The organism is Rathayibacter sp. PhB186, from assembly GCF_003751825.1.
In the GTDB taxonomy this organism is placed as follows: Bacteria; Actinomycetota; Actinomycetes; order Actinomycetales; family Microbacteriaceae; genus Rathayibacter; species Rathayibacter festucae.
The window spans coordinates 233,212-259,764 of the sequence record NZ_RJKO01000001.1 but is presented as its reverse complement, the minus strand read 5'-3'; the positions used below and the strand labels follow the sequence as shown (position 1 = coordinate 259,764).

Genomic DNA, 26,553 nt, shown 5'->3' with positions numbered 1-26,553 from the left:
GTGAGGTTTCGGTGCGCGGGCTGAGCGGGCTCGAAGGAGCGGCGGAGCGGACCTGCTGTGAGGCCTCCTGGCGCGACGCATAGCAGGGCCGCGCGGATCAGGGCAGGGGGCTGCCGTCTCCCCGCACCCCTGATGGGATGGCGTCATGTCCGACTCCGCTGCTCGCCCGTCCCAGGACGACGACCTCCGCTCCATCGTCTACGCGAGCCACACCGCCGCCGGTCTCGAGGAGGCGGACCTGCCCGCGCTGCTCGAGCAGTGCCGCGCGAACAACGAGCGCCTCGGCCTGACCGGCATCCTGCTGTTCCGCGACGGGCGGTTCCTGCAGCTGCTCGAGGGACCGAGCGCGACGCTGCGCGAGCGGATGGCGATCATCGCCGACGACCCCCGGCACGCCGGGCTGCGCGTGCTGCTCGAGGAGGCGCCGGCGCAGCGGCTGTTCCCCTCTTGGACGATGGCGTACGAGGCGATCACCGACTCGATGACGACCGAGCTGCCCGGCTACCGCAGCACCTTCGAGGACATCGACACCGACGTCGACGCGAGCGCGACGCTGCCGGCGCTGCGCGAGCTGATCCGCTGGTTCCAGGTGCGCCACTGACGCCGAGCCGGGGGGGGCGCTCGCTACAGTGACGGCGTGAACGAGGACGACGGGCGGGACGACGACGGGCGGGACGACGACGGCGAGCGCGAGGTCGCGGCCGAGTACCTGCGGGCCGAGCTGCGGCCCCGGACGCTGACCTGGCTCCGGATGACGATCGACGCCCTGCTCGGCGGCGGCGTGATGACGACGCACGACCTCGTGGTCACCCGCCTCGACACCGGCGCCGAGGTCATCCGCACGCCCGCCGACATCGGCGACCCCTACGTCCTGCTCGGGCAGATCGAGCTGGAGCTCGAGACGAAGACCACCGCCGAGTTCCTCGAGGAGTGGCGGCGGGAGTAGCGCTCTCCTCCACAGATCCGATCTCGCGGAGTTGTCCGAGGGTTCCGCCCGACGGCCGCTCGGGTGTCGGTGGTCCCTGGTTCAATACGCGTATGGATGAGCACAGCGACCCGGGAGCGGCAGGACAGCCGAGCGCGCTCGCCGCCGTCGACGCGCTGACCGACATCGCCGCGGAGATCGGACGCACCTCCGCACAGCTGCTCCTCACCCGCGCGCAGACCCTGCACCTCGCCTACCGCTCCGCGGTCACCGTCCCCGACGCGTTCGCCCGCGGCAAGTCGCTCTCCCGCAGCGAGGCGCACTCCCTGGTCGAGCGATCGATCCGCGCCGAGTTCGCGGTCAAGCTCCGCCTGTCCGAGCGGGCCACGGAGACGGTCCTCGAGCACGCCCGGCTGCTCGTCGAGGACCTCCCCTGCACCCGCACCCTGCTGGCCGACGGCCGGCTGCTGTGGGACTCGAGCGAGATCGTCTGCGCCACCGCCGCCACCCTCCCTCCCGCCTCCCGCGCCCGGTTCGACGAGCGCGCCGCCGAAGTCGCCCCGGACGTGACCCCGACGCAGCTGAGGCGGATCGTCGCCCGACTCCGCGACGAGCTGCACGAGGAGCCCCTCGCCCAGCGGCACGTCCGCGCCCGGCAGGACCGCGCCGTCTGGATCTCGCCGGAGGTCGACGGCATGGCGACGCTCTGCGCGCTGCTGCCCGCGCCGGACGCGATGGGCATCGCCGAGCGCGTCGACCGCATCGCCCGCTCCCTCCGCGACGGCGGCGACGAGCGCACGCTGGCACAGCTGAAGGCCGACGTCTTCACCGATCTGCTGCGTGACGGCGACATCGCCGGCACCACGCCCGCGGGCGACGGGCCTCAGCTGTCCGCGTCGTACGTGCCCGGGATCCGCGCGGAGGTGCGCCTCACCCTCGCCGCATCGACTGCTGCCGGTCTGGACGATGCCCCCGCGAACCTCGACGGTTACGGCCTCATTCCGGCCGATCTCGCCCGAGCGCTGGTCGAGACGGGCGCGTCGTTCACCCGCGTCCTCACCGACCCCGATACCCGCGCGGTCGTCTCCGTCGGCCGCACCTACCGAGTCCCGCCCCCGCAGATGCGCCTGCACCTCCAGCTGCGCGATCAGACCTGCCGCTTCCCCGGCTGCACCCGCACCGCCTCCCGAGCGGAGGCCGACCACACCCTCGAATGGAGGAACGGCGGAGAGACGTCCCTCGAGAACCTCGTCTGCCTCTGCACGTCCCACCACCACATCCGCCACGGCGACCGCTGGACCTACGTCCCCCGCAAGGACGGCAGCATCGTCTGGACCACCCCCACCGGCCGCCTCGTCACCGTCCGCCGACCGGCCCTCGCCGGCGCCCCGCCGGGCCCCCGCTTCGAGGACTCACCACCCCCGTTCTGACGAACGCGGGTCCTGACGCGCTGCGCGCCCCTCGACCAGCATGCGCCGCTCATGCTGATCGAGTAGCCCGCGAAGCGGGCGTATCGAGATCCACCACCACCCGGCGGGTGGGTCTCGATACGCGCTGCGCGCTACTCGACCAGCATGGGGTGCGCATGCTCATGCGGCACTTCATGCTGCGCCGGCCCGCTCACGCACGCTCGGCACCCGCGCCGCCCCATGCTGATCGAGTAGCCCTCGGAGAGGGCGTATCGAGATCCACCGTCGCCTGATGGGTGGGTCTACTTGGAAGAGACGCCCGCAGACATGCTGGTCGAGTAGCCCCGCAGGGGCGTATCGAGACCCACCACCGCAAGGACGTCGGTCTCTTCCCCGCCCTGCGCTGGCGCCGAAGGCGCCCCCTCAGCTCGATACGCGCTTCGCGCTACTCGACCAACAGGGGTCGCACATCCCGGCACAGCACGCCGGCCCTGATCCATGCTGATCGAGTAGCCCTCGGAGAGGGCGTATCGAGATCCACCGTCGCCTGATGGGTGGGTCTCGATACGCGCTTCGCGCTACTCGACCAGCATGGGGTGCGCATGCGCATGCGGCACTTCATGCTGCGCCGGCCCGCTCACGCACGCCCGGCACCCGCGCCGCTTCATGCTGATCGAGTAGCCCTCGCAGAGGGCGTATCGAGATCCACCGTCGCCTGAGGGGTGGGTCTCGATACGCGCTTCGCGCTACTCGACCAGCATGGGCCGCGCTGCGCACTACTCGACCAGCATGGGCCGCGCTGCGCGCTACTCGACCAGCATGGGCCGCGCTGCGCGCTGCTCGACCAGCGTGTTCGGGTCAGTTGCAGGTGCGGGCCGTGTACGGGGCCTGCAGGGTGGCGGCGCCGGCCGTCGCGGTGAGGGTGCCCGCGGCGACGGACGTGGCGCGCGTCGTGAAGGCGTGCGTCGCGTTCGCGCCGGGGGCCGCGGTCAGCGTGGGCGAGGTGCCCCAGGCCGAGCGGATCACGACTGTGAGCGGCGAGGTGCCGGCGTTCTTCACGACTCCGGTCACGACGACCTTGCCGGCCACGCAGCGGGTCGACGCGGTGAGCGTCGCCGTGGACGCCGCCACGACCACCGTCGCGGTCACCCGCACGGCCGTCGAGCTGGAGAGCACGCGGCCGGGCGCGTTGTACTCGGTCGATCCGCCCGCTCCGACCCACTGGTTGTCGTTCGCGCCGATGGTGCGCACGACTCCGGTGACCGGGTAGCGGCCGGGAGCGGCGCCGACGGAGGAGGTGTCCCAGGTCACCGGCTGCGAGGCGGTGCCGCGGTCGTAGGCGAGGACGACGTCGGCACGGGCGGGCAGCGCGGCGACGGAGCCCACCTCACCCAGGTCGGAGCGCACGGCGGTCGCGGCGTCGGCCGCGCGGACCTCGGCGTACTGACCGGCGGTGAGCGACACGATGCCGCCGTGCTTGGTCGACGGCGCCAGCGAGAAGCCGGGGTCGTTCAGCTGGGTCCAGCCGGCGTCGAGGTCGGTGGTCACCATCGGCCGGTAGCCGGTGGAGGGGATGACGTCGACGTAGAGGTACCAGCGATCGGCGTCGTGGTCCTTGAAGACGGCCGGTCCTTCGACTCCCCCGGCGTTTCCGCCGGCCCAGACGGCGCCGATGCGGTCCTGCAGCTGCGTCCACGCGGTGGACGGGAGCCACCACTGCTTCGCGGTCGTGGACTCCATGTAGATGCCGCGGCCGGTGCCGTTGTCCTTCGAGATGCGGTAGGTCGTGCCGCCGTCCTGGATCATCGTGGTGTCGATGACGTCGGCGCCGGTGTCGATGAAGGTGCCGCCGTAGGAGTACGTGGCCTGGGTGAAGTCGGTGGTCGCACCCCAGAGCACCCGCGACGCGCCGGTGCCTGGCGTGTGCGCGGCGTTCGGGTACACGGTCGAGGACCAGTAGACGACGAACGCGCCCTTGCCGGCCCCGTTGTAGTCGGCGACCCAGGTCGCCTCGGGCGCCCACATCATGCCGGCCTCGAGCTGCTTCGTGCCGGCCGCGTCGAGCGCGACGTCGAACTGGCGCAGGTCGCTCCAGGAGACGAGGTCGCTCGACTCCCAGACGTTCATCTTCGTGCTGCCCTGCGTGGTCCAGTAGCACCAGGTGGTGCACGAGCCCGAGCCCTGGTCGCCGCCGAAGACGCGGAGGTCGGTGGCGATGATGTAGTACTTCTTCGTCTCGGGGTTGTAGGTGAGGTACGGGTCGCGGACGCCGGTCGTGCCGAGGTCGGACGCGAGGATCGGCTTCCCGCCGTTCAGCGGGTCCCACTTCTCCGGGTCGTCGCCGCGGGAGACGTCGAGGTAGATCTTCTCGGCGTAGCCCTGCGCGTCCTCGACGAAGTGCACCATCAGATAGCCGTAGGGGGTGTCCACGCCGACCTGCGGCTCGACGGTGACGGCGACGGCACGGGACTGCGCGACGCCGCGGATCGACGCGGTCGCGGTCAGCGACGATGTGCGGGCGGCCTGGCCCGCGGCGGGGCGGTCGGCGGCGAGGTTGCGGCCGTCGGCGGAGACGCGGAGGGTGGGGTCGTTCGAGGCCCAGGTCACGGTGCCACCGTAGTCGGGCAGGTTCGTGGTCGAGTCGTCGATGGTCAGCGGGGTGACGCCGTCGAGCACGGCCGCGGTGAGCGGCGCGAACGACGAGGCGTGCAGCTTCGCGTCGACGGTCGACACCGTCGCGACCTCCTCGCCGGTGAGGGCGCGGTCGTAGACGCGGAACGTCGACACCTCCCCCTTGTAGAAGGGGTCGGGGTAGGGCGCGCGGCCGATGGCGTTCAGCGACTGATCCGTCACCGAGGCGGGCCGCAGCGCGGTGGGCGCGGAGGCGACGCGGGTGCCGTCGACGTAGAACGAGATCGTGCCGGCGGCGCCGTCGATCACCGAGCTGAGGCTGTACCAGCGGTCGGCCGCGATGCCGGACGCGCCGCGGGCGTTGTTCTCACCGCCACCGCCGGTGGTCGTGATCGCGGTGCGCACCTTGTCGCGCACGGACGCGAACCAGTACTGCGAGGTGCTGTCGCTGCCGATGTTCCAGAGGAAGTGGAAGGTCGACAGCATCGAGGCGTCGGCGCGCGTCTCGATCGTGACCGTCCCTGACGTCTTGCCCGTGAGCAGGTCGTCGGGCAGCTCGACCCAGGGGGCCGCGCTGGTCTTCGCGCCGCCGGCGAGACGGAGTGACGTGCCGGTCCAGAGCGCGTCCGTCCCGTTCACGACGCGCGCGGCTCCCACGGCGCCGCCGGCCGAGTTGGGGACGGTCGCGCCGGTCGTCTGGCTGAAGCGGTAGTCGGCGAGGAGGCCGGCGGTGGGGACCGCGGCGTCGGCGGCCGTCGCGGTGGGGGCGACGAGGCCGGCGGCGAGCACCGCCCCGAGGCCGAGGGCGGCGAGGGCCGCGCGGAAGGGCGCGCGGCGGGTGGGGGTGGGCATGGTGCTCCTTTGCACGGGGGGGGTGGCTTGTCGAGACCCGGCGTCAGCAGGTGATGGCGGGGTAGGCGGCCGACTGCGTGGCCGCACGGCCCGCGTCGTCGACTCCGGCGCCCGTCACCGAGGCCGAGCCGGCGGCCAGCGTCGGCTGGCGCACCGTGAAGCTCGCCGTGGCGTTCTTCCCGCCGGCGACCGCCGGGAAGGTCTTGGTGCCGGAGGCGGTGGTGACGGTGATGTCGGCGGGCAGGTCGTCCGTGTTCTTCACCGTCGTGGTGAGCACCGGCTTGCCCGCGACGCAGCGCACCGACGAGGTGGCGGCGAGCTGCAGCGCGACCGGCGCGGCCGGCGCACCGAGCGAGACGCGGAAGCGCTGGCAGTCGTTGTTCAGCACGCTCCACTGGCCGATCCGGGTGCCGTTCTGGTCCGAGCAGTTCGACAGGTCGAGCGCCTTGCCGCTGTGCACGGCGCGGAGCTCGACGGTGCCGTCGTTGCCCGGGCGGAGCCGCCAGCTGCTGCCGGTCACGCCGCACGCGCCCTGCGTGACGGTCGCGCCGTCGGCGGTGGAGCCTCCGGTGACCGCGAGGCACTTGGCCGCGGCCGAGACGGGGTGCATCTCGACGGCGCCGTCCGCGGCGGCCGTGAACGTCACGCGCTGGCACGGCGAGCCGAGCCACTCCCGCTGCTGCAGCACCGCGCCGTCGGCGGTGGAGCAGTTCGGCAGGTCGAAGGACTTGCCGGTGACGAGCGAGGTGACGGCGACCGCGCCGACCGGGCGCAGCGCCCACTCCTGAGAGGCGGCGGCACTCGGCGTCGACTGGCGGATCGCTCCGGAGGCCGCGTCGAGCGCCTTGCCGCTGGTGCGGTTCGTCAGCGTCGAGTAGCCGCCGGAACCCGGAGCCACCGTCCACTGCTGGCAGGAGGTGGTCAGCCACGCGGACTGCTGCAGCGACGCACCCGAGGCGGTCGAGCAGCCGACCGGCCCGAGCGACGTCCCACTGCTCGCGTTCACGACGCGGACGAAGCCGTCGCCGGTGCTGTCGAGCGTCCAGCTCGCGCGGGGCGTGGCGCAGGAGCCCTGCACGACGCCGGCGCCGTCGCCGCTCTGGGCGGAGGACACCGTGGCGCAGAGGCCGGTGCTGCGGCTGACCAGCTGCCAGGCCGCACCCTCGACGCGGGCCGTGATCGGCGCGTTCTCGCCGCTGGGCACGGGGATCCGCGCGGCGGTGCCGAGCGGGACGCCGAAGTCGGGCTCGCCCTCGGCGGTCCAGTCGACGAGGTGCGCGCGGGCCGAGCGCTGGCGGCTGCAGCCGTCGTTCGGGCCGGGGTTCGCGTGGTACAGGTTCCAGGTCTCGGTGCCGTCGGGCGAGTCGAAGAAGTCGTTGTGACCGGTGCCGTACTCGCCGTTCGCCTTCGAGAAGACCGGGCCGTCGCTCTTGGTCCAGGAGGAGGCGAGCACCGGGTCGCCGGTGCCGTCGTACTCGAGCGTGCCGAGCTGGTAGTCCTCGGTGCCGCAGAAGCTCGCCGAGTAGACGATCCAGGTGCGGCCGTCCTTCTGCAGCGGGATCGGACCCTCGTTGACCGGCATGCCGATGGTCTCCCACGGCTCGACCGGCTCGGACAGCACGTTCAGCGGGCCGACCGCGGTCCACGGGTCCGACATCCGGGCGATGTAGTTGCTCTGCAGCCCGTTGCCCGGCTGGAACGCCGACCAGGTCATGAAGAGCTCGCCGTTCAGCTGCAGATAGGCGCCGTCGATGTTCCAGGAGTCGACCGGGACCGGCCGGCCCTTGTAGCTGTACGGGCCCATCGGGTCGTCGCCCGCGCTCTCGATCACCTGGAGGTGCTGGCCGTCGAAGTTCCCCGCGGTGCCCATCGTGTACATCAGGTACCACCGCCAGCCGTTCGGGCCCTCGAGCCGCTGCAGCTCGGGCGCCCACATGTTCGCGTTCCGGCCCGGGTTCGTGTCGGAGTAGACGGTCACCGGAGTCGCGGTGCCGAGCGCCGCGAGCGTCGGCGCCTTGCGCATCACCACGCGGTTGTCCCAGGTCGTGGCGACCAGGTAGTAGTTCCCGTCGTGGAACTCGATCGTCGGGTCGGCCGTGTCCGGCTCGAGCGGATTCGTGAAGGTCGACTCGCCGATCGCGGCCGCGGGGCTCGCGGCGGCCAGCGGCAGCGCCACGATCGTCGCCAGCAGGATCAGGAGACCGGCGATCAGCCGGCGGCGCAGGCCCGGTGCGGGCGCGGTCAGGTGCATGGATGACTCCGTCGTCGATCGTGATGCGGGCGCCCCCGTCGGGCCGCGAGAGCGCGGCCCCGAGAGCCGGGGCGAGAATTTGTTCACGGTAACAGCGGCAGTTGCGCAAGGTCAAACCCCTCCGAGCAACCCTTCTCCCGCCCTTTCCCACCACTGGGGCGAAACGTTTCGCTTCCGCGCTTGATCCCTCCCGCGCACCCCGCCTAGAGTCCGAGGCGAACGTTTCGTGCGATCGGAGATCCCCCATGTCAGCGCAGACCCTCTCCTGGCGCGCCGGGCCGCTCGAGCTCGAGTTCCGCCGCTCCCCCGACGCCCCCGTGAGCCTCGCGCGACTCGTCTCCGGCGAGCTCGAGATCCGCTTCGAGCACGCACTGCCGCTGGTCGGGATCCTCACCGCCGGCCGGGGCCACGTCACCTCGACCGACCGGCTCGTGCAGACCGCGATCGGCGACTCCCTCCGCTACGTCTCGCACGAGGCCGGGGGCGGGGGCGAGGCCGGGGCGACCGTCCTTCGGATCGTCTCGGCGAGCGCCGACGGCCTGCGCGCCACGACCACGATCGACGCGCTCGGCACCGCCCTCCGCGTGAGCACGACCGTCGAGAACGCGGGCACCGGGCCGGTGCTGCTCACCGCCGTCACCAGCTGGGCGATGCCTCTCGGCACCCGGCTGGACGTCGGCGCCGCCGCCGACCCGGCCGCGGACTGGGAGCTGCTCGAGGGCCGCAGCGAGTGGCTGGGCGAGGGCCGCTGGGAGGCGCGCGAGCTGCGCGCACTCCTGCCCGACCTCCATCCGGAGCACACCGAGCAGCCCCCGCGCGAGTCGGTCGTCCGCACCGCGACCGGCACCTGGTCGACCGGCGGCGCCCTCCCGCTCGCCGCGCTCCGCTCACGGCGGCAGGACGTCACCTGGCTCTGCGAGGTCGCGCACAACGGCCCGTGGCGCTGGGAGGCCGGCGAGCAGATCGGCGACGCCTACCTCGCCGCCTCCGGCCCCACGGACCGCGACCACCAGTGGTCCGTGCTCCTCGCGCCCGGCGAGCCCTTCACCTCGGTGCCGGCGCTCGTCGCCGTCGGCACCGGCCTCGAGCACGCCGCCGCGGCCCTCACCCGGGCGAAGCGGTCGGCCCGGCGCGCCCACCCCGACGACCGCCGCCCCGCGCTGGTCTTCAACGACTACCTGAACACCCTCGGCGGCGACCCGACGACCGCGAAGCTCCTGCCGCTGATCGCCGCGGCGGCCGAGGTCGGCGCCGAGGTGTTCTGCGTCGACGCCGGCTGGTACGCCGAGACCGAGTCCTGGTGGGACACCGTCGGCGAGTGGACGCCGTCGACCCGGCGCTTCCCGGGCGGACTCGGCGAGGTCGTCGACGCGATCCGCGGCCACGGCATGGTGCCCGGGCTCTGGCTCGAGCCCGAGGTGATCGGCACCGGAAGCCCGCTCGCCCGATCCCTGCCCGACGGGGCGTTCCTCTCCCGCTCGGGGATCCGGGTGGAGGAGAGCGGCCGCCACCACCTCGATCTGCGCCATCCTGCAGCCCGTGCGCACCTCGACGAGACCGTGGACCGGCTCGTCCGCGAGTTCGGCATCGGCTACGTCAAGCTCGACTACAACATCGATCCGGGCCCCGGCACCGACCGCGACGCGACGAGCGCCGGCGCCGGACTCCTCGAGCACTCCCGCGCGCACCTCGCCTGGATCGACGGCGTGCTCGACCGCCACCCGCAGCTGATCCTCGAGAACTGCGCCTCCGGAGCGATGCGCGCCGACTCCGCGATGCTCTCCCGGCTGCAGCTGCAGTCGACCTCCGACCAGGAGGATCCGCTGCTCGCGCCGCCGATCGCCGCGGCGGCCCCGCTCTCGATGCTCCCCGAGCAGGCCGCGAACTGGGCCTGCCCGCAGCCGGAGATGAGCGACGAGGCGATCGCCTTCACGCTGGTGACGGGCCTCGCGGGCCGGCTCCTCCTCACCGGCCACCTGGATCGGATGACGGCGCAGCAGCGCGCGCTCGTCGCCGAGGCCGTGCGCACCGCCGGCGAACTCCGGGCGCACCTGGTCGCGTCGGTGCCGCTCTGGCCGCTCGGCCTGCCGGGCTGGACCGACCGCTGGGTCGCCTCCGCGCTGCGCGGACCGGACGCGATCTCCCTCTCGCTCTGGGACCGCGGCGACGACGCGGGCGAGACGACCCTCGCGTTCCCCAGCCTCCTCGGCCGCGCGGTCGAGGTGCGGACGGCCTTCCCCGCGAGCCTGCCCGCCTGGGCCACCCGCTGGGACGCGGGGGCCGGCCTGCTCACCGTCCGCTCCATCGCCGGGGAGCCGGGCGCCCGCTCGTTCGTCCTGCACGACGCGGGCCGACTCCCGAGAGAGCGATCCCACGGGTCCGCTTGACTATGCTGAACGGACCCGCGATGTCGAGCCCTCGTCATCCCGCCGCACCGAGGGTGCCCGGCTCTCCCCTCAGGGGAGCGGAGGAGGTCCGCGCCATGGCCGATCGGCCCAACCTCCGGCATGTCGCCGCGGTCGCCGGCGTCTCGCACATGACGGTCTCCCGCGTGCTCAGCGGGCACCCGAACATCAAGGAGTCGACCCGGCAGAAGGTCCTCGAGGCCGTCTCCGAGCTCGACTACCGCCCCAACATCGCGGCGCGCTCGCTCGTCACCCAGCGCACCGACCGCATCGGCGTGATGATCGAGAGCGGCGCCGAGTTCGGCCCGTCCAGCACCCTCCGCGCCATCGAGCGGGCCGCGCGCGAGAAGGGCTACTCCGTCACCTCCGTCGCGCTGCGCGACGACCAGGACATGAGCCCCGTCGACGCGATCCGGCACCTCTCCGGTCTCGGGATCGACGCGCTCTGCGTGATCGCGCCGCGCTCCTCCTCCGTCGCGACGCTGCGCACCGTCGAGATCGGCGTGCCGACGCTCGTCGTGAAGTCCGACAAGGACGCGAACTTCCTCACCGTCTCGGTCGACCAGCAGGCCGGGATGAGCCAGGCGGTCGACCACCTCGCCTCGCTCGGCCACCGCGACGTGCTGCACATGTCCGGCCCGCTCGACTGGCTCGACGCCCGCGCCCGCGAGCGCGCCTTCCACAGCCGGGCGAAGGCGTGGGGGATGCGCGAGCGCCCGATCGTCATCGGCGACTGGACCCCGGACTCCGGCTACGAGTTCGCCCGCAGCCTGCAGTCCGTCCCGGAGTTCACCGCGATGGTCGTCGCGAACGACGAGATGGCGCTCGGCGTCATCCACGGTCTCGTCGAGCGCGGCATCCGCGTGCCGCAGGACGTCAGCATCGTCGGCTTCGACGACCTGCCCACCGCCCGGCACTTCCTGCCGCCGCTGACCACGGTGCGGCAGGACTTCGACAAGCTCGGCACCACCGTCGCCGAGGTGATCCACGCGCGGATCCGCGGCCAGGAGATCCCGCAGCGCACCCGCATCCCCACCGAGCTCGTGGTGCGCGAGTCGACGGCGCCGCCCCGCAGCTGACGCTCGCGACCGGCGCTCGCGTATCATCGGCGGCACCCCTGGCGCGACGCTCCCCCGGCGCCGCCCCGCACACGAACCGAGGACGGCACGTGTCAGTTCAGTCGACGACGACTCCCGCACGCCCCGGTCCCGCACGCCCGGACCCGGTCGTCGAGATGACGGGCATCCACGTCTCCTTCTCCTCCGGGCCCGCGCTGGCCGGTGCGCGGCTGCGCCTCGTGCCGGGCGAGATCCACGGCCTGATGGGCGAGAACGGCGCGGGCAAGTCCACGCTGATCAAGACGCTCACCGGGATCCACCAGCCCGACGCCGGTGAGATCGTCGTCGACGGCGTCGCCCGGCGCTTCAGCGGACCGGCCGACGCGAAGGCCGCCGGCATCACCGCGGTCTTCCAGGACGAGCGGCTGACCGACAACCTCAGCATCGGCGAGAACGTGATGATCGGGCACGAGATCCGCGGGCGCCTCGGCATCTCCTGGTCGCGCACCCACGCGCGGGCGGCCGAGATGCTGGCCGAGCTGGGTCTCGAGGACCTCGATCCGCGCCTGCCGCTGCGCTCGCTGTCGCCCGCGATCCGGCAGCTGGTCGCGATCGGCCGCGCGATGGTCGACCGGCCGCGGGTGCTGATCCTCGACGAGCCGACCTCGAGCCTCGACCTCGGCGACGTCGCCCGGCTCTTCACGGTGCTGCGGAGGCTGCGCGGCCAGGGCGTCGCCATCGTCTTCGTCTCGCACTTCCTCGAGCAGGTGCTCACCCTCAGCGACCGCATCACCGTGCTCCGCGACGGCTGCACCGAGGGCGAGTACCCGGCCGGGCGGATGGACCGGGCCGAGCTGATCGCGAAGATGATCGGCAAGGACATCGACGCGCTCCGGCAGATCGGCTCCGACCGCCGCGAGCACCGCCGCCAGCCCACCGGCCCCGCGATCTACCGCGCGGTCGGCATCGGCCGCCGGGGCGCCGTCTCCCCCACCGACATCGAGCTGCACCGCGGCGAGATCGTCGGCTTCGCGGGCCTCCGCGGCTCCGGACGCACCGAGCTGGCGTCGCTGCTCAGCGGCGTCGAGCGGCCGGACAGCGGCGAGGTGCTGATCGACGGCGAGCACGCGGACATCGTCGACCCGGTGTCGGGGCTGCGGAACCGCATCGCGCACTCCAGCGAGAACCGCCGCGAGGACGGGATCATCGGCGACCTGTCGCTGCGCGAGAACCTCGTGCTCGGGCTGCAGGCGCTGCGCGGTTGGGCGCACCCGCTGTCGGCCGCCGAGACCGACACGCTCGTCGCCACCTACGTCGAGGCGCTGAACATCACGCCGGCCGACCCGGACATGCCGGTGAAGTACCTCTCCGGCGGCAACCAGCAGAAGGTCGTGCTGGCGCGGTGGCTCGCCACCCGGCCGCGCCTGCTGGTGCTCGACGAGCCGGCCCGCGGCATCGACGTCGCCTCGAAGGTCGAGATCCAGGCGCACATCGCCCAGCTCGCCAAGGAGGGGGTCTCCATCGTCTACATCTCCTCCGAGCTGGAGGAGGTGGTGCGCCTCAGCGACCGCATCGTCGTCTTCAAGGACCGCGAGAAGATCGGCGAGGTCAGCAACGGCCCCTGGCTCACCGTCGACACCATCGTCGAGATGATCGCCGCGGACACCACGGACGACGACGCGGCCGACGACGCCTGGTGACGCGCCTCATGCTGATCGAGTAGCCCTCGCAGAGGGCGTATCGAGATCCGGGGGACACGGTTGACCCCTGTGAAACGTCTCACGTAGGGTGGCGCGGGACCGGGGAAAGCGCATTCCTGCATCCCGGACCATCGATGCCGAGGGATTCAATGCCGAATTCACGTCCGTTCCGTCCGACCACCGCCGCCGGGGCGCTCCGCTCCGGCCTCGGCCTCGCGCTCGCCGCGGGGCTCGCGCTGACCGGCGCGTCCACTGCCGCAGCGCAGACCACCGCGCCGCCCGCCGTCCCCGCCAACCCCGTCCTCACCGCGCAGCTCGAGGACCTCGACCGCGGGGTCGTGGCGCTCGCCTCGCCCGACGGCGGCGTCTTCGTCAGCTGGCGGCTGCTCGCGACGGAGGTGACCGGCTCCTCCGACAGTGGGATGGTCGGCGCCGACTTCGCCGTCTACCGCGGGGCGGAGCGGATCGGCGTCGTCACCGACAGCACCAACCTGCACGACCCGGCGGGTGCGCCCGGTGACGAGTACCGCGTCGTCCCGCTCGTCGACGGCGAGCCCGGCGAACCGAGCGCTCCGGCCACCGCCTCTGCGGACGCCTTCGAGACGCTGCCGCTGCAGAAGCCGGCCGACGGCGTCACTCCGGCCGGCGAGGCCTACACCTACAGCGCCAACGACATGAGCGTCGGCGACATGGACGGCGACGGAGACTACGAGTACGTCGTGAAGTGGTACCCCTCGAACGCGAAGGACGTCTCGCAGAAGGGCTACACCGGCAGCACCTATCTCGACACGTACGAGGCCGACGGCACACTGCTGCACCGCATCGATCTGGGCGTGAACATCCGCTCCGGCGCGCACTACACGCAGTTCCTCGTCTCCGACTTCGACGGCGACGGCCGCTCCGAGATCATGACGAAGACCGCGCCGGGCACGACGATCCTGCCCGGCGGCGACACCGCCCGCGCCGAGTCGATCACGCTCCTCCCCGAGGACGTCGCCGCGGGCGTCACCCCGCAGGACGACTACCGCCTCTCCGCCGCCGGCTACCGCGAGCACCTCATCGGGATCTTCGAGGGCTGGGGCACCCGCGAGGAGGTCACCTCCGGTCAGTGGCCCGCCACACTCGAGGAGGCGTTCGGCATCGCGCCGACGCACGCCTACCCGCTCGACCGCGCCGGGGCGACGGAGCTCGCCGACTACTTCATCGACGTCTACGCGCCGAGCCGGAGCGACCGCAACGACCTGACCACCTTCGAGGGCTTCATCCTGACCGGCCCCGAGTACCTCACGGTCTTCGACGGCGAGTCCGGCGAGGAGCTGCAGACCGTCGCCTACGAGCCGGCCCGCGGCGACGACGGCCTGCTCTGGGGCGACTACGCCTACTCCCGGATCGAGCCGGGCAACCGCAACGACCGCTTCCTCGCGGGCGTCGCCTCCTTCGACGGCGAGACGCAGTCCGCCGTCTTCGCCCGCGGCTACTACACCCGCGCGGTCGTCGTCGCCTACGACTGGGACGGCAGCGAGCTGTCGCAGCGCTGGGTCGCCGACAGCGGTCACGTCCCGCTGACCAACCCCTTCAACGACACCCCGCACGGCCGCGAGGGCTCCAGCCCGGAGTGGGCGACGCTCACCACCCAGGGCTTCCACTCGCTCAGCGCGGCGGACGTCGACGGCGACGGCCGGCAGGAGATCGTCTACGGCTCCGCCACCCTCGACGACGACGGCAGCCTGCTCTACAGCTCCTACGACACCCTGCCCGAGGGCAGCAGCGCGCCCGGCACCGAGGCCAAGCTCGGCCACGGCGACGCGATGCACGTCACCGACATCGACCCGGCGAACCCCGGGCTCGAGATCTTCAGCGTGCACGAGGGCGGCGTCGGCGCGCCCTACGGCTACGCGCTGCGCGACGCCGCGACCGGCGAGGTGCTCTTCGGCGCCTACTCCGGCAAGGACACCGGCCGCGGGATGATCGGCGACATCGACCCCGCGATCCCCGGCCAGGAGGTCTGGGCGATCGGAAAGCTCTCGGCGAGCGGCGACCCGCTCGACGGCGGGGATCCCGCCGAGCAGCCCGGCACCAACCAGAGCATCCGCTGGGCCGCGGACATGACCACGCAGATCGTGGCCAGCACGACGATGCAGGACGCGACGCCCGTCACTCCGACGATCGTCACCGGTGACGGCACCGTGCTGCTCTCGGCCGAGGGCACCGTGACGAACAACGGCACGAAGGGCAACCCGTCTCTCGTGGCGGACGTGCTCGGCGACTGGCGCGAGGAGCTGCTGCTGCCGACCGCGGACTCGAGCGCGATCCGGATCTACTCGAGCACCGAGGTCACCGACCGCAAGCTGACGACGCTGATGCACGACCCGCAGTACCGGGTCGAGGTCGCGCGCCAGCAGACCGCGTACAACCAGCCGTCGTACACCTCGTACGGCCTGGCGAGCGACATCGACTGGTCGACGGTCCCGGTGCTGGCGCAGGAGGGGACGGAGCCGGTGCCGACGCCGACGCCCACTCCGGAGCCGACCGCGACCGCCACCGCGACGCCCGTGCCGATGCCGACCGAGACCGCGCCGCCCGTGGTTCCGGCGCCGGGCGATCCCGCACCGCACGAGCCCGCGCCCGTCGCCGGACCCGACGGTGACCTGGCCGCCACCGGCACCGACCTGTCGCTGCTGCCGCTCGGAGCGCTCGCGCTCCTGCTCGGCGGCGGGGCGCTGCTCCTGCGGCGCCGCCTGCAGCACGGCGAGTAGCACCCGCCTGATGCCGGTCGAGTAGCCGCGCAGCGGCCTCCATGCTGGTCGAGTAGCCGCGCAGCGGCGTATCGAGACCCGCCCCTCCCCCGGGAGGCGGCGGGTCTCCGGCGTTAATGCACGATCGTTACCGGAGACGCCGATGCGCTGTTGCGTCACAAGAATTGTTCACGGTAACATTTTGCCCAGGACGCATCCGGACGTGTCACTTCACGACGGGCGTCCACCGCACATCCTGCACTCACTGCACCTCGGGCGCCAGGCCCGCACTGCACTCATCACATCCGGGCCCCTGGGCCCGCACCCACGGGCGCTCCCGCGCGTCCGTGATCTCAAGGAGGAGATCCATGTACAACACGAGGCGTTTCGGCCAGTTCCTCGGTTTCGCAGCAGTCGGCGCACTCGCGCTCGGCCTCGCCGGCTGCTCCGGCGGCTCGGACACGGCCGCGGGCGGCGGAGGAGACGACGTCACCACCATCGGCTTCGTGGCCGTCGGCCCCGAGGGCGCGTGGCGTCAGGCGAACGAGACCAACATCGAGGAGACGTTCACCGCCGACGCGGGCTACGACCTCAAGTACGCCCCCGCCACCAACGGCGACCAGAAGTCGCAGATCGACTCCTTCACGTCCTTCGTGGACGAGGGCGTCGACATCATCCTGCTGTCGGCCACGGAGGGCTCCGGCTGGGAGGACTCGCTCGAGCGCGCTCAGGAGGCCGAGATCCCGGTCATCCTGATCGACCGCGGCATCGAGCCGGACAACAGCGACCTCTACGTCACCCGCATCGCGCCGGACAACATCGCGGTCAGCACCTCGGTCGCCGACTGGGCGAAGAGCGCCTTCCCGGACGGCGCCAAGTACTTCACCCTCGAGGGCCCCGCCGGCGTCTCCGTCGTCAACGAGCGCAACGAGGGCTGGGACGAGGTCATCGGCGCCGACTCCGCCTTCACCAAGGTCGGCGCGCAGACCGCCAACTGGTCCACCGAGGAGGCCAAGAGCGTCTTCGAGACCGTCCTGAAGTCGAACAACAACGACGTCCAGATGGTCTTCGCGCAGAACGACGAGATGGGTCTCGGCGCGGTCCAGGCCGTCCAGGAGGCCGGCCTCACCCCGGGCGTCGACGTCAAGATCGCCACGATCGACGGCACCAAGAACGCCCTGCAGGCCCTCGCCGACGGTGAGCTCAGCTTCGTCGCCGAGTACAACCCGCTCTTCGGCGAGACCGCCCTCGACGCCGTCGAGAAGACCCTCGCCGGCGAGACCGTCGAGTCCTCGATCGTCGTCCCGAGCGAGACCTTCGACTCGCCCGAGGCCGCGGCGACCGCCCTGCCCGACCGCAAGTTCTAGAAAACACCTCTAAGCACCACCCCCCTCCGGAGCGACCGGGACCCCACCGCGGGTCCCGGTCGCTCCCACCTCCGGCGCAGAGCAGCGCCACTCGAGAACGGAACGACGCGACATGGCGGATTCGCCTCCGATCGTCGAGATGAAGAACATCTCGATCAGCTTCCCCGGCGTCAAAGCCCTCGACGGTGTCGACTTCCGCCTGTTCCCGGGCGAGGTCCACACCCTCATGGGCGAGAACGGCGCCGGCAAGTCCACCCTCATCAAGGCGCTGACCGGCGTCTACAAGATCGACAGCGGCGAGATCGTCGTCGGAGGGACGCCCCGGCGCCTCGCCGGCACCGCGGATGCGCAGGCGGCCGGCATCTCGACCGTCTACCAGGAGGTCAACCTCTGCACCAACCTCAGCATCGGCGAGAACGTCATGCTGGGCTACGAGGTGCGCGGTCCCTTCGGCATCAACTGGCGGGCGACCCACGACGCCGCGAAGCGCGCCCTCGAGCGCCTCGGCCTCGGCCACCTCGACCCGCGCCGCCCGCTCTCCTCGCTCTCGATCGCGATGCAGCAGCTGGTCGCGATCAGCCGCTCCACGGTGAGCGACTCTCGCGTGCTCATCCTCGACGAGCCGACCTCGAGCCTGGACGCGAACGAGGTCGAGAACCTCTTCGTCGTCATCCGCCGCCTCCGCGCGGAGGGCGTCGCGATCCTCTTCGTCTCGCACTTCCTCGACCAGGTCTACGCGATCAGCGACCGCCTCACCGTGCTGCGCAACGGCACCTACGTGGGCGAGTACCTCACCCACGAGCTCGACCGCACCTCGCTGATCTCCAAGATGATCGGCAAGGACATCGCCGCCCTGCGCTCCCTCGACTCCGAGCGCGCGGACAGCGACCACCTCTACCGCGAGGCCCCGCTCTACACCGCGAAGGGCCTGGCCAAGAAGGGCTCCATCGAGTCCACCGACCTCACCCTGCACCGCGGCGAGGTCGTCGGCTTCGCCGGCCTCCTCGGCTCCGGCCGCACCGAGCTCGCCCGCCTGATCTACGGCGTGGACAAGCCCGACACCGGCGAGATCACACTGCACGGCAAGAAGGTCGACGTCCCGACGCCGACCGCCGGACTCGCGCACAAGATCGCCTTCTCGAGCGAGAACCGCCGCGACGAGGGCATCATCCGCGACCTCTCGGTCCGGGAGAACCTCATCCTCGCCGTCCAGGCCAAGCGCGGCTGGGCCCGCCCCCTCTCCAAGAAGGAGAAGGACGAGATCGTCGCGAAGTACCTCGTCGAGCTCAACGTGCGCCCCGCCGACCCGGACCGCCCGATCAGCAAGCTCTCCGGCGGCAACCAGCAGAAGGTGCTACTCGGGCGCTGGCTGGCCACCGCCCCGGAGATCCTCATCCTCGACGAGCCGACCCGCGGCATCGACGTCGGAGCCAAGGCCGAGATCCAGGAGAAGGTCGTCGCCCTGGCCGGCGAGGGCGTCGCCGTGGTCTTCATCTCGTCCGAGCTCGACGAGGTCGTCCGCCTCAGCGACCGCATCATCGTCCTCAAGGACCACCGCGTGATCGCGGAGATCCTCAACGGACCCGCTGTCACTGCGGAGTCGATCGTCACTACCATCGCCGCAGAGGGAGTCGTCGACGAGGACGTCGTCGTTCTCGAAGGCGCCACGCAGGAGGCCGCATCATGAGCAGCGACACGCGACCGGACCGGGGCTCGCTCCTCGCGAGCCTGATCCGTCGTCAGTACTTCTGGGGAGCGGTGGCCATCGTGCTGCTGCTGCTCGTCAACGTCGTCAAGGACCCGAGCTACCTCGGCGTCACCGTCAGCCCGACCACGGGCTATCTCGTCGGCAACGTGATCGACATCGCCCGCGCCGCCGCCCCGATCCTGATGATCGCGGTCGGCATGTGCCTGGTGGTCGCGACCGGCGGCATCGACCTCTCGGTCGGCTCGATCATGGTCGTCGCCGGCGCCGTCTCGATGGAGTTCCTCAACGCCCAGGGCGCGCCGGACTCGCTCGGCGCCGCCGCGGCCGCCTTCGGCCTCGCGCTGCTGGTCGCCGGAGTGCTGGGCGCCGTGAACGGCGTCCTGGTCTCGGTGGTGGGACTCCAGCCCTTCATCAGCACGCTCGTCGTGATGCTCGCCGGCCGCGGCCTGGCGAAGGTCATCACGGGCGGCCAGAACACCGCCGCCACGAACGAGCCGTTCCGCTGGCTCGCCAACGGCTACGTCTTCGGACTCCCCGTCGTCTTCCTGCTCGCCATCGCGATCGTCGTGGTCGTCGGAGTCCTGGTGCGCCGCAGCGCGCTCGGCCTGATGATCGAGGCCATCGGCATGGACCCGAAGGCGGCCCGCCTCGCCGGCATCAACCGCCGCGGCCTGCTGATGACCGCCTACATCGGCTCCGGCGTCCTCGCCGGCGTCGCGGGCGTCTTCGCCACCGCGAGCGTGATGACGGTCGACGTCTCGCGCACCGGCTACCAGCTCGAGCTCGACGCGATCCTCGCGGTCGTGGTCGGCGGCACCTCCCTCGCGGGCGGCAAGTTCAACATCACCGGAGCGGCCGTCGGAGCGATCCTGATCGCCACCCTCGACAAGACGGTCGTCTTCCTCGGCGTCTCGTCCTCGGCGACACCCGCCTTCAAGGCGATCGTCATCGTCGCCCTGTGCCTGCTGCAGTCGGAGCGGGTCCGCTCCGCCTTCAAGAACCGTCGCGAGGCGCGCCGCAGCGTCCCGCAGAAAGAGGCGATCCCCGCATGAGCGCCGTGCTGACCCGACCCGCCCCGCCGGCGAAGTCGAACCGCTCCTCCGCCACCTCGTGGCTGAGCCAGCACCTCGACAAGCTGCCGACCCTCGCCGCCCTGGTCATCTTCCTGGGCATGATCGTCTACGGCGAGGTCGCCTACGGGCGCATCCTGCAGGCGAGCACGATCTCGAACCTGCTGATCAACAACGCGCACCTGATCATCCTCGCCGTGGGCCTCACCTTCGTGATCCTCACCGGCGGCATCGACCTCTCGGTCGGCGCGGTGATCGCCTTCAGCAGCGTGAGCGGCGTGCTGCTCATCAACAGCGGCTGGAACCCCTGGCTCGTGATGCTGCTGATGGTGCTGATCGGCTCCGCGTTCGGCCTGATCTCGGGCGTGCTGATCCAGTACTTCAACGTCCAGCCGTTCATCGCGACCCTCGCGATGATGTTCCTGGCCCGCGGCCTCGCCTCGATGCTGAGCACCGTCCCGGAGCGCCTCCCCGAGGACTCGGCCGTGCTGTCGCTCGCGACGCCGATGAAGCTGATCGACGGACCGAAGGTCAACGACTTCGTGATCAGCCCCGGCGTGATCATCGCCGTGCTCGTCGTCGCCGCCGCGTTCTTCGTGCTGCACCGCACCCGCCTCGGCCGGACGGTCTACGCGATGGGCGGCTCGGAGCCGTCGGCCGCGCTGATGGGCCTGCCCGTCGTCCGGACCAAGCTGCTCATCTACGTGATCAGCGGCACCCTCGCGGGCCTCGCCGGCGTGGTCTACACCGCCCGCCTCGGCAGCGCGCAGAACATCACCGGCACCGGCTGGGAGCTCGACGCCATCGCGGCGACCGTCATCGGCGGCACGCTGCTGACGGGCGGCGTCGGCTTCGTCCTCGGCTCGGTGATCGGCGCCCTCGTCCTCGGCCTGATGAACGTCCTGATCACCCGCGACGGCGGCATCCCGCCCGAGGCGACCACCATCATCACCGGCGGCATCCTGCTCGTCTTCGTGCTCCTGCAGCGCGCAGTGATGGCCCGCAACCGGACCTGACGTCCGGGCGCAGCGCCACTCGATCCGTCATGAACGGTCGCCTCGGAACTCTCGGGGCGACCGTTCTCGACGTCTCGGCGCGACCGATCCGAGGCGCGGAAATCCCCTTCGGATTCCCGTCGCGTTGACGTCAACATCGTGTTACCGTGAACATCGCCGGTGCGTGCCGGAGCCTTTCCCTTCAGCAATGGTGCCGAACTAGGAGCAAGTGCGATGAAGCCCTTCCTGCGACCGGTCGTCCTCGTGACGGCTCTCGCGCTCACCGTCCCGCTGCTGACGGCGCAGTCCGCCGCAGCCGCTCCGGCCGACGATCTCGTCCTCCGCTACGCGCTCGACGCGACCAGCGGCACGACCGCCGTCGACAGCTCCGGCAAGGGCCGCGACGGCGTCCTCTCCGGCGGCGCGGTCGCCTCGGGCGCCGCGGGCGTGACGCTCGACGGCGTCGACGACTTCGTGAAGCTGCCCGACAACGTGCTCGCCGGCCTCAGCTCGATCACCGTGAGCACCGAGGTGCTGGTGAAGCCGAGCCAGGGCACCCCGTACTTCATCTGGGGCCTCGGCAACACGACGAACAACGCGGGCAACGGCTACCTGTACACGACGGGCAACAGCTACAAGACCTCCATCGCCACCGGCAACTGGACCACCGAGCAGACCGTGAACTCGGGAGCCGACCTCGCCCGCGGGGTCTGGAAGACGCTCACCTACACGCTCGACGACGCCTCCGACACCGCGCGGCTCTACCTCGACGGCACCCAGGTCGCGCAGCAGACCGGCGTGACCATCACCCCCGGCGCGATCGGCGGCGGCAGCACCACCGCGAACGCGATCGGCCGCTCGGTCTACACCGGCGACAAGTTCCTCGCCGCCTCGGTGCGCGACTTCCGCATCTACAGCAGCGCGCTCAGCGCCGCCGACGTCGCGACCCTCCAGGCGAGCGACGGCACGCGCACCACCCGCGACGCCGCCGCGCTGAGCCTCGGCGACCTCTCCGCCGTCACCGCGAACCTCACCCTGCCGACCACCGGGCCCAACGGCTCGGCGATCGCCTGGTCCTCGAGCAACGCCGCCGTCGTCTCCTCGAGCGGAGTCGTCACCCGGCCCGCCACGGGCACCGCCCAGGCCGTGCTCACCGCGACCGTCACCCGCGGCTCCGCGACGCAGACCCGCACCTTCACCGCCACCGTGCCCGCGCAGGACGCGAACGCCGACGCGCAGAAGGCGCTCGACGCGCTGAGCATCGTCAACGCCGGCGACGTCCGCGGCAACGTCACGCTGCCCGCGAAGGCCGGCTCCTACGACGTCACCTGGACCTCCTCGAACACCGCCGTCGTCAGCACCACCGGCGTCGTGAAGCGCCAGGCCGCCTCGACCCCCGTCACCCTCACCGCGACCGTCCCCGGCACCACCGCCACCCGGCAGCTCCCGGTCACCGTGACCGCCGCGCCCGCGGACCTCGACACCGAGTACGACGCCGGCTACCTCTGGACCCACTTCGCCTCGACCGACTACGAGAAGATCTACTTCGGCTCCAGCACCGACGGCCTGCACTGGTCGAAGCTCAACAACGACAAGGCCGTGCTCGCCAACCTCGCCGGCACGCTCGGCGTCCGCGACCCGCACCTGGTCCGCTCCCCCACCGGCGACGAGTACTGGATCCTCGGCACCGACCTGCACGCCGAGGGCACCGCCGGCGGCGGCTCCTGGGACCAGGTGAACGCCAGCCAGAAGCTCGTCGTCTGGCGCTCCACCGACCTCGTGACCTGGGGCCAGCAGAACCTCGTCTTCGCCGGCGCGCCGAACGCGGGCAACGTCTGGGCGCCCGAGGCGATCTGGGACGAGGCCACCGGCCAGTACTACGTCTACTGGTCCGGCCGCGACAGGACGCAGGTGAGCACCGACGACTGGGCGCTGCGCGTCTACGTCTCCACCACCCGCGACTTCCAGACCTTCTCCACCCCGAAGGTCTGGCTCGACGAGAACTCGTCGACCAACAACGCCGACGGCCCGAACATCATCGACACCACCATCGCCGTCGAGAACGGCGTCTACTACCGCTTCTCCACCTCCGACTGGCGCACCGTCGTCGACAAGGCCTCGAGCCTGGCCGGCCCGTGGACCCGCGTGATCGCCCGCGGCGAGGAGACCTCCCGCGGCCTCGCCGACCACCTCGAGGGCCTCACCGTCTACCAGCTGCCCGACGGCCGCTGGGTCGTGATGGGCGACTCGTTCGGCTACTCCGCCTACGTCACCGACACCCTCGCGGACATGCGGTTCACGGCCCTGCCCGTCGGCACCACCGGAGCGAACACCTACTCGTTCTCGAAGCCCTTCCGCCACGGCTCGGTGCTGCGGCTCTCCAGCGCCGAGGAGGCCCGCATCACTGCGGCCTACGGCGCCACGAGCACCGGCCCGACCCCGAAGCCCGTCAACTCGAAGGGCGAGATCCTCCGCTACACCTTCGACGGCGGCTCCGGCACGACCGTGACCGACAGCTCGGGCAACGGCCTGAACGGCACGATCGTCTCGGGCGGCACCTGGCAGACCGGCTCGGTGAAGCTCGACGGCACCGACGACTACATCGAGCTGCCCGACGACCTGCTCGCCGGCGTCACCGACGTCACCGTGCAGACCGAGGTCTGGATCGACCCCGCGCAGAGCGGCGCGTACTTCCTCTACGGCCTCGGCAACACCACCAACGGCGCGGGTGACGGCTACCTCTTCACCTCCGGCAACAACTACCGCACCAGCCTCACCACCGGGAACTACACCACCGAGCAGACCGTCTCCTCCGGCTCGGCCGTGCCCCGCGGGCAGTGGGCGCAACTGACCTACACACTCTCCGGCACCACCGCGACGCTCTACCTCGACGGCGTCCGCGTCGGCGGCGGCACCGTCACGGCCGACCCGAAGGACATCGGCGGCGGCACGACCACAGCGAACTCCATCGGCCGCTCGAACTACGACGCCGACAACCGCTTCCGCGGCCAGGTCCGCGAGTTCGCTCTCTACAACCGGGCGCTGAGCTCGGCGGAGGTGCTCGCCTCCTCCGGCAACACCACCGTGCTGGCCGACGTGACGCTCACCGGCGACGTGCTGAAGACCGCACCGATCGTCGACCAGGGGACCCGCACCGTCACCCTCCCGGTGAAGCCCGGCACGGACCGCTCGAAGCTCACCGCCACCTACTCGACCGCCGCGGGCGTCACCGCGAGCCCCGCCTCCGGCACCGTCCGCGACCTGCGCACCCCGCAGACCGTCGTGCTGACCCCGGCCGGCGGCGGAGCGACCACCACCTGGACGCTCAAGGCCGTCGAGATGAAGAGCCCCGTCCTCCCGGGCCTCTACGCCGACCCGAACATCGCGGTCTTCGGCGACACCTACTACCTCTACGCGACGTCCGACGGCTTCCCCGGCTGGGGCGGCAAGACCTTCTACGCCTGGTCGTCGAAGAACCTCGTCGACTGGACCCGCTCCGCGCAGCCGATCCTGACCCTCGACGGCGCGAACGGGAACGTCCCGTGGGCGACCGGCAACGCCTGGGCGCCGACGATCATCGAGAAGGGCGGGAAGTACTACTTCTACTTCTCCGGCCACAACGCCGCGCTCGACCGCAAGACGATCGGCGTCGCCGTGGCGTCGAGCCCGATGGGCCCGTTCACCGCGCAGCAGTCCCCGATGATCACCAACGGCGAGTCCGTGAAGTCCGGCCAGGCCATCGACCCGGCCGCGTTCACCGACCCGGCCACCGGCAAGAGCTACCTCTTCTGGGGCAACGGCGCACCCGTGTACGCCGAGCTCTCGGACGACATGCTCTCGGTCAAGGCGGGCACCATCAAGACGATCTCGGGTCTCACGGACTTCCGCGAGGGCGCGTTCATGAACCACCGCAACGGGCTCTACCACCTGACCTACTCGATCGACGACACCGGCTCCGAGAACTACAAGGTCGGCTACGCGACCTCGACGAGCATCGACGGACCGTGGACCTACCGCGGCGTGATCCTGGAGAAGGACCCCTCGCAGGGCATCCTCGCCACCGGCCACAGCTCGATCATCAACGTCCCCGGCACCGACGACTGGTACATCGCCTACCACCGCTTCGCCATCCCCGGCGGAGACGGCCAGCACCGCGAGACCACCATCGACAAGGTGACCTTCGACCCGGCGACCGGCCTGATGCAGAAGGTCGTCCCGACCCTCACCAGCGTCAGCCCGCAGACGGTGCCGACCGCGGCCCCTGCCATCACGGCGACCGCCACGGCGTCGACCCGCTGCGTGCAGGGCAAGGTCGTCCTCTCGGTCGTCGCGACGAACCCGAACGCCTTCCCGGTGAAGATGGTCGTCACCTCGACCTCGGGCTCGAAGACGTTCGAGGAGGTGGCCGCCGGCAAGTCCGTCACCCACTCGTTCACGACCCGCACCGCCGCGCTGCCCGCCGGCTCCGCGACCGCCACAGCCACCGCGTTCGTCGCGGGCAAGCCCGCCACCGCGACGGCCACGGCGCCGTACGCGGCGGCGAGCTGCGGCTGAACCCTGTTCCTTCCAAGACTCCACTGACCACCCGACACCACTGAACCGGACGGCGACGACGCCGTCTCGAGAACGGAGAACACCCTGATGAACACTCGCTCCTTCCTCCTCCGCGGAACCGCCGGCATCGCCGGAGGCCTGCTCCTGCTCGGCGTCGCCGGCACCGCGTTCGCCGACGAGCAGCAGGGCGCCGACGACGTCGACGTCAACGTGCAGATCGCCCCGCTCACCGGCGGCGGCGCCCTCTCGATGACCGTCGCGAGCGACTCCACCGCCCTGACCGAGAACGGCTCGACCAGCGTCGTCCGCCAGTTCACCGGCACCCTGCCCACGGTCACCGTCACCGACACCCGCGACGCCGCCGACATCCCCGCCGGCGCCGGCTGGTACGTCCTCGGCACCGCCAGCGACTTCACCTCGTCGACCGGCGACACCATCGGCGCGGAGAACCTCGGCTGGGCGCCGAACCTGATCGACGGCGGCGACTCCGGACTCGTCGCCGAGGGCGACGTCGTCGACACCGCCATCGACGGCGGCCCGGACGGCGTCGGCCTCGTCGACCAGGAGCTCCTGGCCATCACCAACGACAGCGCTGGAGTGGCCGAGGAGGGCTCCTGGACCGCGAACGCGGCCCTGACCCTCAAGACCCCGACCACCGTCGACGCGGGCGACTACAGCTCGACCCTCACCCTCTCCCTCTTCGAGTAGGCCCCGTCATGCTGGTCGAGTAGCCGCCGCAGGCGGCGTATCGAGACCCACCCTGCAGGACACGGTGGATCTCGATACGCCCGCTCCGCGGCCTACTCGATCAGCATGGAACGGACCCGCTCCGCGGGCTGGTCCCGCGAGCGGTCGGCCCGCGCTGTCCATGTCGGTCGAGTAGCCGCCATGGG

The 26,553-nt window shown here is 71.5% G+C and carries 15 protein-coding genes; 13 read left to right on the top strand and 2 right to left on the bottom strand.

The genetic code is table 11. The annotated features are described in order from the left end of the window. Window positions 1–145: 145 nt before the first annotated feature. The 3 genes from EDF45_RS01200 to EDF45_RS01190 all read left to right on the top strand — a co-directional run bounded on the left by EDF45_RS01200 (window position 146) and on the right by EDF45_RS01190 (window position 2,355). Complete coding sequence (locus EDF45_RS01200; protein WP_123734659.1) at window positions 146–601, top strand: BLUF domain-containing protein; 456 nt, start codon at window positions 146–148, stop codon at window positions 599–601. A gap of 36 nt (window positions 602–637) precedes the next feature. Then, window positions 638–946 (top strand): hypothetical protein, encoded by a 309-nt coding sequence (locus EDF45_RS01195; RefSeq protein ID WP_123734658.1) that lies wholly within the window; start codon window positions 638–640, stop codon window positions 944–946. A 92-nt stretch (window positions 947–1,038) separates the two neighbouring features. Further along, window positions 1,039–2,355: an HNH endonuclease signature motif containing protein gene (locus EDF45_RS01190; RefSeq protein ID WP_123734657.1), complete on the top strand. Its 1,317-nt coding sequence runs from the start codon at window positions 1,039–1,041 to the stop codon at window positions 2,353–2,355. Between the two features lie 837 nt (window positions 2,356–3,192). Here EDF45_RS01190 and EDF45_RS01185 read toward each other — a convergent pair. Together EDF45_RS01185 and EDF45_RS01180 are read right to left on the bottom strand one after the other, a co-directional pair. Next, entirely contained in the window at window positions 3,193–5,817 is a 2,625-nt protein-coding gene (locus tag EDF45_RS01185; RefSeq protein ID WP_123734656.1) for a LamG-like jellyroll fold domain-containing protein, read from the bottom strand. A 43-nt stretch (window positions 5,818–5,860) separates the two neighbouring features. Then, window positions 5,861–8,068 carry an RICIN domain-containing protein gene (locus EDF45_RS01180; RefSeq protein WP_207905688.1) on the bottom strand — a complete coding sequence of 736 codons (2,208 nt, stop codon included), beginning with the start codon at window positions 8,066–8,068 and terminating at the stop codon, window positions 5,861–5,863. A gap of 245 nt (window positions 8,069–8,313) precedes the next feature. Here EDF45_RS01180 and EDF45_RS01175 point away from each other — a divergent pair, with 245 nt between their 5' ends. The 10 genes from EDF45_RS01175 (at window position 8,314) to EDF45_RS01130 (ending at window position 26,368) form a co-directional block, all read left to right on the top strand. After that, on the top strand, window positions 8,314–10,455 hold the full coding sequence (locus tag EDF45_RS01175) for a glycoside hydrolase family 36 protein (protein ID WP_123734655.1): 2,142 nt from the start codon (window positions 8,314–8,316) through the stop codon (window positions 10,453–10,455). Between the two features lie 95 nt (window positions 10,456–10,550). After that, a complete protein-coding gene (locus EDF45_RS01170) occupies window positions 10,551–11,552 on the top strand; it encodes a LacI family DNA-binding transcriptional regulator (RefSeq protein WP_165908983.1) in 1,002 nt (333 codons plus the stop codon). A gap of 155 nt (window positions 11,553–11,707) precedes the next feature. Continuing rightward, complete coding sequence (locus EDF45_RS01165) at window positions 11,708–13,231, top strand: sugar ABC transporter ATP-binding protein (RefSeq protein ID WP_123734654.1); 1,524 nt, start codon at window positions 11,708–11,710, stop codon at window positions 13,229–13,231. Between the two features lie 149 nt (window positions 13,232–13,380). After that, window positions 13,381–15,987 (top strand): rhamnogalacturonan lyase, encoded by a 2,607-nt coding sequence (locus EDF45_RS01160; protein WP_165908984.1) that lies wholly within the window; start codon window positions 13,381–13,383, stop codon window positions 15,985–15,987. A 347-nt stretch (window positions 15,988–16,334) separates the two neighbouring features. Then, a complete protein-coding gene (locus EDF45_RS01155) occupies window positions 16,335–17,333 on the top strand; it encodes an ABC transporter substrate-binding protein (RefSeq protein ID WP_123734653.1) in 999 nt (332 codons plus the stop codon). A 112-nt stretch (window positions 17,334–17,445) separates the two neighbouring features. After that, window positions 17,446–19,020: a sugar ABC transporter ATP-binding protein gene (locus EDF45_RS01150; RefSeq protein WP_123734652.1), complete on the top strand. Its 1,575-nt coding sequence runs from the start codon at window positions 17,446–17,448 to the stop codon at window positions 19,018–19,020. Then, window positions 19,017–20,093, top strand: coding sequence for an ABC transporter permease (locus EDF45_RS01145; RefSeq protein WP_123446515.1), 1,077 nt, complete (start codon window positions 19,017–19,019; stop codon window positions 20,091–20,093). Before EDF45_RS01150 ends, EDF45_RS01145 begins: the two co-directional genes overlap by 4 nt. Next, the gene (locus tag EDF45_RS01140) at window positions 20,090–21,127 is read left to right on the top strand and encodes an ABC transporter permease subunit (RefSeq protein WP_123446514.1); all 1,038 of its coding nucleotides are present in this window, start codon (window positions 20,090–20,092) and stop codon (window positions 21,125–21,127) included. Before EDF45_RS01145 ends, EDF45_RS01140 begins: the two co-directional genes overlap by 4 nt. Before the next feature lie 213 nt (window positions 21,128–21,340). Continuing rightward, window positions 21,341–25,660, top strand: coding sequence for a family 43 glycosylhydrolase (locus EDF45_RS01135; RefSeq protein WP_123734651.1), 4,320 nt, complete (start codon window positions 21,341–21,343; stop codon window positions 25,658–25,660). Between the two features lie 87 nt (window positions 25,661–25,747). Further along, complete coding sequence (locus EDF45_RS01130) at window positions 25,748–26,368, top strand: hypothetical protein (protein WP_123734650.1); 621 nt, start codon at window positions 25,748–25,750, stop codon at window positions 26,366–26,368. Window positions 26,369–26,553: the final 185 nt, after the last annotated feature.

Excerpts from the sequence above, each read along its gene's own strand:
- EDF45_RS01200 (WP_123734659.1), top strand. The coding sequence starts at position 146 with ATGTCCGACTCCGCTGCTCGCCCGTCCCAGGACGACGACCTCCGCTCC.
- EDF45_RS01190 (WP_123734657.1), top strand. The coding sequence starts at position 1,039 with ATGGATGAGCACAGCGACCCGGGAGCGGCAGGACAGCCGAGCGCGCTC.
- EDF45_RS01185 (WP_123734656.1), bottom strand. The coding sequence starts at position 5,817 with ATGCCCACCCCCACCCGCCGCGCGCCCTTCCGCGCGGCCCTCGCCGCC.
- EDF45_RS01180 (WP_207905688.1), bottom strand. The coding sequence starts at position 8,068 with ATGCACCTGACCGCGCCCGCACCGGGCCTGCGCCGCCGGCTGATCGCC.
- EDF45_RS01175 (WP_123734655.1), top strand. The coding sequence starts at position 8,314 with ATGTCAGCGCAGACCCTCTCCTGGCGCGCCGGGCCGCTCGAGCTCGAG.
- EDF45_RS01170 (WP_165908983.1), top strand. The coding sequence starts at position 10,551 with ATGGCCGATCGGCCCAACCTCCGGCATGTCGCCGCGGTCGCCGGCGTC.
- EDF45_RS01165 (WP_123734654.1), top strand. The coding sequence starts at position 11,708 with ATGACGGGCATCCACGTCTCCTTCTCCTCCGGGCCCGCGCTGGCCGGT.
- EDF45_RS01160 (WP_165908984.1), top strand. The coding sequence starts at position 13,381 with ATGCCGAATTCACGTCCGTTCCGTCCGACCACCGCCGCCGGGGCGCTC.
- EDF45_RS01155 (WP_123734653.1), top strand. The coding sequence starts at position 16,335 with ATGTACAACACGAGGCGTTTCGGCCAGTTCCTCGGTTTCGCAGCAGTC.
- EDF45_RS01150 (WP_123734652.1), top strand. The coding sequence starts at position 17,446 with ATGGCGGATTCGCCTCCGATCGTCGAGATGAAGAACATCTCGATCAGC.
- EDF45_RS01145 (WP_123446515.1), top strand. The coding sequence starts at position 19,017 with ATGAGCAGCGACACGCGACCGGACCGGGGCTCGCTCCTCGCGAGCCTG.
- EDF45_RS01140 (WP_123446514.1), top strand. The coding sequence starts at position 20,090 with ATGAGCGCCGTGCTGACCCGACCCGCCCCGCCGGCGAAGTCGAACCGC.
- EDF45_RS01135 (WP_123734651.1), top strand. The coding sequence starts at position 21,341 with ATGAAGCCCTTCCTGCGACCGGTCGTCCTCGTGACGGCTCTCGCGCTC.
- EDF45_RS01130 (WP_123734650.1), top strand. The coding sequence starts at position 25,748 with ATGAACACTCGCTCCTTCCTCCTCCGCGGAACCGCCGGCATCGCCGGA.